8 protein-coding genes and 1 pseudogene are annotated in these 6,604 nt (G+C 59.7%); 6 read left to right on the top strand and 3 right to left on the bottom strand.

Going from position 1 to position 6,604, the window contains the following annotated elements; genetic code table 11:
• Together ZRA01_RS19635 and ZRA01_RS19630 are read right to left on the bottom strand one after the other, a co-directional pair.
• Positions 1-521, bottom strand: a 521-nt coding sequence (locus ZRA01_RS19635; protein WP_141355067.1) for an HAD family hydrolase, incomplete at its 3' end; no start/stop codon positions are given.
• 118 nt (positions 522-639) lie between these two features.
• Positions 640-1,068: a hypothetical protein gene (locus tag ZRA01_RS19630; protein WP_141355066.1), complete on the bottom strand. Its 429-nt coding sequence runs from the start codon at positions 1,066-1,068 to the stop codon at positions 640-642.
• A gap of 168 nt (positions 1,069-1,236) precedes the next feature.
• On the opposite strand from ZRA01_RS19630, the gene ZRA01_RS19625 reads away from it, so the two are divergent.
• From ZRA01_RS19625 to ZRA01_RS19600, 6 genes are all read left to right on the top strand, one after another.
• A complete protein-coding gene (locus tag ZRA01_RS19625) occupies positions 1,237-1,479 on the top strand; it encodes a helix-turn-helix domain-containing protein (RefSeq protein ID WP_141355065.1) in 243 nt (80 codons plus the stop codon).
• Positions 1,480-2,081: 602 nt separating this feature from the next.
• Positions 2,082-2,456 carry a transposase gene (locus tag ZRA01_RS19620; protein WP_141355064.1) on the top strand — a complete coding sequence of 125 codons (375 nt, stop codon included), beginning with the start codon at positions 2,082-2,084 and terminating at the stop codon, positions 2,454-2,456.
• A gap of 121 nt (positions 2,457-2,577) precedes the next feature.
• Positions 2,578-3,075, top strand: coding sequence for a hypothetical protein (locus ZRA01_RS19615; RefSeq protein WP_141355063.1), 498 nt, complete (start codon positions 2,578-2,580; stop codon positions 3,073-3,075).
• Positions 3,076-3,085: 10 nt separating this feature from the next.
• Positions 3,086-3,544: a DUF7665 family protein gene (locus ZRA01_RS19610; protein WP_141355062.1), complete on the top strand. Its 459-nt coding sequence runs from the start codon at positions 3,086-3,088 to the stop codon at positions 3,542-3,544.
• Entirely contained in the window at positions 3,501-4,016 is a 516-nt protein-coding gene (locus tag ZRA01_RS19605; protein WP_218028769.1) for a M67 family metallopeptidase, read from the top strand. Before ZRA01_RS19610 ends, ZRA01_RS19605 begins: the two co-directional genes overlap by 44 nt.
• On the top strand, positions 4,013-5,410 hold the full coding sequence (locus ZRA01_RS19600; RefSeq protein WP_141355061.1) for a BilD N-terminal domain-containing protein: 1,398 nt from the start codon (positions 4,013-4,015) through the stop codon (positions 5,408-5,410). The genes ZRA01_RS19605 and ZRA01_RS19600 overlap by 4 nt, the downstream gene beginning before the upstream one ends.
• 456 nt (positions 5,411-5,866) lie before the next feature.
• Here ZRA01_RS19600 and ZRA01_RS19595 read toward each other — a convergent pair.
• Positions 5,867-6,604, bottom strand: a pseudogene (locus ZRA01_RS19595) (type I restriction endonuclease subunit R); the annotation flags it as partial.

The following is a 6,604-nucleotide window of genomic DNA, read 5'->3' as shown; positions in this document are numbered from 1 at the left end:
ACCCGCCTTGGCCCCAGGCAGTCTGCCTCGTAGGTATCCCCGACCATCAGCACCTCGCCCGGACTGAGCGCCAGTGACTGCCAAACTGTGTTGTAGATCCGGTGGTCCGGCTTCACAACACCCACCTCGAAACTCCATGCATACGCATCGAACTCAAAGGGTAGAAGGGACAACACAGGGAGTGCGTATGGTTTGGCCAGATTGCTACACAATCCGAGTTGCAACCCTTGTCTTTGCAAAGCACGGAGGACCGGAACAACCTCTGGATAAAGTCGAATACTGCTGATCTCAATCGCGAGTTCTTCGGCAAGCTCATCGCGCAGGGCCGGCGAGAGAGCCAATCCAAGCCACCTTTCGATGGCCCAGATATCACCGTTCATGCTCATGATCTGCGCGGCATCATCGGGCTGTGGAGTCCGTCCGGCCTGCGCTGCGAGGCGCAAAAGCCGTGCGTATGGACGGCGCCGATCTCCAATCTCAGCCAGCGTACCAAACACGTCGAACACGATCGCCTTGATCATATGCAGGGAGGGTGATTCAGAAAGTGACTTCCGTCCGCCAAGAACAGGTTGCGCCAGATCTTTGGTGTTGAACGGACCATCCAGATCTGCACCTCACTCAGATCCAGGCTCTGGACAATCACTGGAGTGAAGTGAACTCCTTCCAGAATTCATACTCGGAGATGTCCCATGTGCCGTAAGCGCTGCAGTACTGCTTACCATCAGCGACCTCATATACGTGCGCCAACGGGTCGGACGGCTTTTTCCAGATTCGGATCAATGGCTCCATCTTCCAGTGAGCCGAACCGTTCAAAAACGGTGGGCTAACGAGTTGGATGCCGACGATTGAAACACCTTTGCTCTCCCGATCAAAAAAAGCTACCAACTCGTTCGCAGGATTGGAAATCATCACTGTTTCGGAAAAACGCCCTTCCTGTGTAGAAACAGCATAACTCACGTAAAACCATTCATTGGGCGTAGTGATACCCACCGCCCGCCAAGCATCTTTTCCAGTGCCAAGAAGACCCGACACGAAAGGATGATGAGCTGATATGTCAGTAATAAACATTGCGATTCGAGACTTTCAGTTGCGGCGCGTGACCAATTAATCGAATGATCGCGTTGGCCGGGTGAGGACGTTTTCCGTGAACTCAGTAGGAACTGAATATGTTGGGAGGGGCAATATTGTGACGTAAACGCGGCTGACTTAAAAGCATCATTCCGAGACACTGATTCAATGCCAGTCAGCGAATCATCGTCTAGTTCACGCGCGCCAACGGCGCGTGAGCTCCTTGCGATGAACATAGTTCGCCTCCGCAAGGAACGGGGATGGTCTCAGGAGGATCTCGCGTTGGAATCTGGCTTGCACCGCACCTTCGTGGCGCACGTTGAACGCCAAGTACGAAATATCTCGATCGACAACATTGAACGTCTTGCAAACGCTTTGCAGATAGATATCCACGTCTTGCTGTTGCCATAGGGTGGGTTCCCCGTGCTCGGCAAGGGGTGGAGTGGTGTTGAGCTCAACGATCACATCCCTTGGGCCACACAGAGTGTGGTGGTCAAGTAATACCGGACACCTCGATAGGGTGCTGTACTGCGGTTTTCCGTTCATAGGCCGTGGGCGGCAGGCCTGCTTTGCAAGGGATGATCACCTTGTCGGATCCCCTGCGCACCTAACCTGGCGGTGGGGTTTATCCCAACTCAGTGGCCTTGGGATGTTGATTCACCTATCCGCTTGGAACTAAGCAAGGGAATCGTGACCGTCATAGTGATCTGGTCCACATCCCTGGCCATAGCCTGCAGTGCCTGGCTGTGCGAGTGGCTCGGGTCATCTAGGGTGGAGCGTTACCGCCTTCGGTGACGCTGCTCTACATGCGGGCTGGCATGGACACGACCCGCGCTCAGGTGATGCAGGTCTTCGGTGAGATGCGGCCCCATCACACACACATCTTGGTCATGCCCCAATATGGTTACGATGAAATCGTCGGTCAACACTCAAGTTGCCGTTCAATCGTTGACAGCTGTGATCAAAGTGATTGCTCTGGATAGCACGGGTTTCGCTGGTAAGGCTCTTTGAGAATGACTGGTCAACTTATCGGTAATCTCCATCTGGCCCGCTTTGAACTGACGCCGGGACAAGCCGGCGATGTCAAATGGGCCGCGGAGCTGCTCGAGGGACTACCGGTGCAGACCGTCATGGCCGACACGGCTTACGATGCCGCCCATCTGATTGACCCCTTGTGCGAACGCGGCGTGACGACCGTCATTCCCTCTCACCCTACACGCAAGCATCCGAGGCCCCTCGACACGCACATTTACCGCAGCCGCAATCTGGTCGAACGCTGGTTTTGCCGCGTCAAACAGTTTTCGCGCATCGCAACCCGCTACGACAAGCTCGCATCCCGCTTTGCGTCGTTTATCTGTCTTTGTGCTGATGTCATTTTGGCCGCGTAAAATGTCCTCACATCCTAGGCGGAACTAGGCCGCGCATTTCCGATTTTCAGGGCTAACTGCGACTTACCAAGCATGAGCAGCGCATCCCGTGCCGCTCACTTAGCTGAAGAAAGAAGCAGAAATGTCCACTCGCGTTTATATTCAGTCGGAGTTCTTCTCTGACATCAAGTTTGTCGAAATCAAAGACGAAGCCACCCTCGCCGAGCTGAGGCACGCCGTCCTGGCGCTGCTGCCGGCCGGCACCGATGCGTCCGACCTGATTCTCTCGGTCGAGGACGACGACGACGACGCCCACGGCCATGTCACCCACGTCAAGCATCTCAAGAGGGAGCACGGGGTTCGGGTTCATCTCCACCGTTCCAAGCATGTGGAAGTGCAGGTGCGCTTCGGTGCCGACGTCGTGCACCACAAGTTTCGTCCGGCGACCACCGTGGGCCGCGTCCGCCTCTGGGCCGGCGAGAAGCTTGGCATGGCGCCCGGCGACATTGCCGAGCATGTGCTGCAGATTGCCGGCACGACCGAGCAGCCCGACGTCGATGTCCACATCGGCACGCTGACGAAGTGCCCGCAGTTCGAGGTGACCTTCGATCTGGTGCCCGCGCATCGTATAAACGGTTAAGGGGCAAAAAATGGCACCGGATGAGCAATCTCTGCGTGCCGACCTCGCGTCGGCGCGTTTTCTCTCTGGCGAGGACCGCAACCGCTGGCAGTACATGAAGCTGGAGTGGCCCTACCTCTACGTCAAAGTCACCGCGCGCGACCGGCACGAGTACATGCTACGCCTAGACTGCAGCGGGTTCCCGACGACGCCTCCCACGGGCACGTTCTGGGACCTGTCAATAGACAGCAAGCTGGCGTTCGACAAGTGGCCCCAAGGCGGCGAGCGCCTTCAGTTGGCTTTCAAGCCCAGTTGGAAGAACGGTGATGCGCTCTATATCCCCTGCGACCGCGAAAGTGTAGTCGGTCACGACTGCTGGTTCTCCCAGTACCCACAGCTAATCTGGAAGCCTGCCAAGGGCATCAGCCATTACCTGGAGGTGGTTCATGACCTTCTTCAAAGCCGCGACTATGCCAGCCCCCCTGCTTGAGATGCCCGGTGCGCTCTGGGTGGCGCTGATGACGCACCTGCGTGAGCAAGGCGGCGGTGTTCGTGAGAGCGGCGCCTTCCTTCTCGGGCACAAGACTGACGCCGGCCGCGTGGTGATGCGGTTCCTGCCCTACGAGCAGCTGCAATCCGATGCACTCCGCGGCGACTACGTAGCGCTGAATCCCGAGAGTTTCGCGAAGCTGTGGGAGGTCTGTAGAACGGAGGGTATGACCGTTGTAGCCGACGTACACACGCACCCCTTCGGGCCTGGGCAGAGCCGGTCAGACCGCGCCAATCCTATGGTCGCCCTGAAGGGACACATCGCCCTCATCGTGCCGAGGTTCGCTAAGGGGAGTCCTCGCCCCCAGGACCTCGGCCTGTACGTCTACGAGGGCAACCATCAGTGGGCATCGTATTCGGGTTCCGGTGTAGACCGCCTACTGATACTTAGCAATGCAGGAGTTGTTCAATGACCGAACTTAACGCCGATTCTATGCACCGGCTGGCCAAGATGGCCTTGGACACAGGAGAAGTCGCCTCTCCCGAGGAGGCCGTGGCCCTGTTTTCTCGCTATCGGCTGCGCATCTACCTCGGCCAGGGCTGGGCCAGCACGCTAGCTGGTCAAGCCTGCTTCTTGACCGCACTGAACACAGCCGTGCGCGCCTTCCTGGGCGGCGTCGAGGTCTGCGGTGACCTCAGCTATGTGCTAAGCGTCCCACTGTATGAAGGCCGCGATGCCCAGGTCGTCGCCAAAGAACTCGGTGCCGAGATCTCCGAAAACGCCGTCATGGAGCTGCCAACCCTGGTGCTTGGCAACGCCCCTGAAGACCAGCTCTCGGCGTTCTGCATTCAACTCAGCTGGGACCACTGGCGCTTCGAGATTGCGCCCGCTGGTGAGGGCTGCGGGCTGGCCTGCACGGACGACAATCCCCTCGCGGGCATCGGCGCCGCGGCGCTAGGGGTGAATGAAGCCTTCTTGCACGTCCGTGGCGACTTGGTCGAGGCCGGCCACCGAAGTGTCGGAATGTCGCTCTGGAGCCCGCTCGCGGTCACCGACTGGCGTGAAGACGCGTACAAGGGCCCCGCACTTACTTACCTGCCAAAGTCCATGTGGTTAGTCGGGCTGGGCCATCTGGGCCAAGCCTACGCATGGACGCTGGGGTTGCTGCCCTATCCGGCCGACGGTCGCCCACACCTGGTGCTCCAGGACTTCGACAGAGCAGCTGAGTCCAATCTCAGTACCTGCTTGCTGCTGTGGTCAGCGGACCTGCTCAAGCCCAAGGTCAGGGCGGTAGCGAGTCGGCTCGAGGCTGCGGGCTTCACCACCGCGCTGGTCGAGCGCCGTTTTGGACCTGGGCATCGCGTTATGGTCAACGAGCCGACTTCGGCGCTCTTCGGCGTCGATAACGTAGCCGCACGTCGCGACCTCGATACGGCCGAGTTCTCGATGATGGTCGAGGCTGGGCTGGGTAGCGGGTATCGCGATTTCCGTAACATCCGGCTGCACACGCTCCCCGGTCCGCGCCGACCATCGGACATCTGGACGGCGGATTCCGTCGCACAGGCCGCCGTCGGGTTGAATGACACTTATATTAAACTGGCCAACGAGCGCCACGATCTCTGCGGGATGACACTGCTAGCCTCTCGCTCCGTGGCAACCCCGTTTGTGGGGGTACTAGCGGCAGTGCTGGCGCTGTCCGAGGTGATCCGCCCACTGCACGGCGGCCTGGTTCATACCGTCTTGGACGTTCCGATGAAGAGCCTGCGCCATCGCACTGGCGCAGCGCCCACGGCCTGCCAAGGGATGCAAACGGCCTTTATTCAAGCAGAGAAGCAGCCAGCCGGTCAGGCACGGGAGGCCACGTGAGCAGGCGCCGCTACACGGTCGAAACAGCCTTTCCTCTGCTGTGGACGCCGCCGCGCACATCGCTGTCACTGCCGGATGTAAGTTGATACGGGATGCCGATTGAAAGTTGATACACCGAGTTGAGAAGATTGGGCCATTTGTGGGCAGGGGGATCACAGACGAGGTGTATGTGGCACTCGAACTGTTGAGGCGTCACGGGCTAGCAGGACCCGCTTGACGCTATCGAGTGGGAGCGCCAGCCGTGGCGGGTTGGGCAAGCAAACAAAGATGCCGCGGGCGTCAGTGAGATCCGGTGTCCCGGGAGTGGGTGAGGTCAACATGGGGTCGGTGTAACTGAGTGAACTATATTTCATATAGTCCTGCGTGCCGACGCAAGCCAGCCTGCCATGCTTGAACTCTCTTGAGGATCATGCAGATCTGGTCTCCATCCTCCCCGAATTACTTTAGGCGCTCCCGCTACCCCACCGGCCGCGATGGCGCCATCTGCGCCCGCGCCCGCAGCGCCTCATACAGCTGCGCCGGCCCGAGCAGCGTATCCTTCAAGCCCTCCCGCACCCGCTCCGAGCCCAGCGCCTGGCTGCTCATCGTGGTGTGGGCCTCGAAGGCATCCATGATGGCGTTCATCAGCGCGTCGGCCAGGTCCGGCGAGTTGGCAAACTGCTCCTTGCTATTGGTGGCGGCCTGCTGGACGAGGGTGGCGTTTTCGAGCAGCTTGCCCTTCAGCACGCCGTTCACGTAAACCAGCTGGTCGTTGTCAGACAGCTCGCCCTCGAAGAGCCCGTTCACCTTGCGGATGATCTCGTCCAGGTAGCCCTTTTCCTTCTCGTGCACGGCGCCGCTGCCGGTGCCAGCCATCGGCGGGAGTTTGGGCGCCTCGCCAGCCTGGAGGTCAAGCGCCTGCCGGCCCTTGTTCTTCAGCCGGTGGTGGGTCAGCACCACCTTCGAGAGGTCTACCGCGTCCCGCTCGCGGCCGAAGTCGAGGAGCGGGATCAGCCGCTTGTAGAAGATGAAGCGCTCCTCGATGTCGGTGTTGCCGTAGTCGAAGATCTGCGACAAAAAGGCGTACAGCCGGCAGAAGGCCCCCATGTCGCCCTTGAAGAGCACGAGCACCTCCATCGCGTCCCGGGCGGCCTGGGCTGCGGCGCCGTCGTGGCCAGCTTCGGTTGCGGCCTGCTGCGCCGCCTTGTAGCGCCT

The organism is Zoogloea ramigera, from assembly GCF_006539865.1.
Taxonomy (GTDB): domain Bacteria; phylum Pseudomonadota; class Gammaproteobacteria; order Burkholderiales; family Rhodocyclaceae; genus Zoogloea; species Zoogloea ramigera.
Note: the sequence above shows the minus strand (reverse complement) of the source record. Positions and strands in the feature narration are given on the sequence as shown.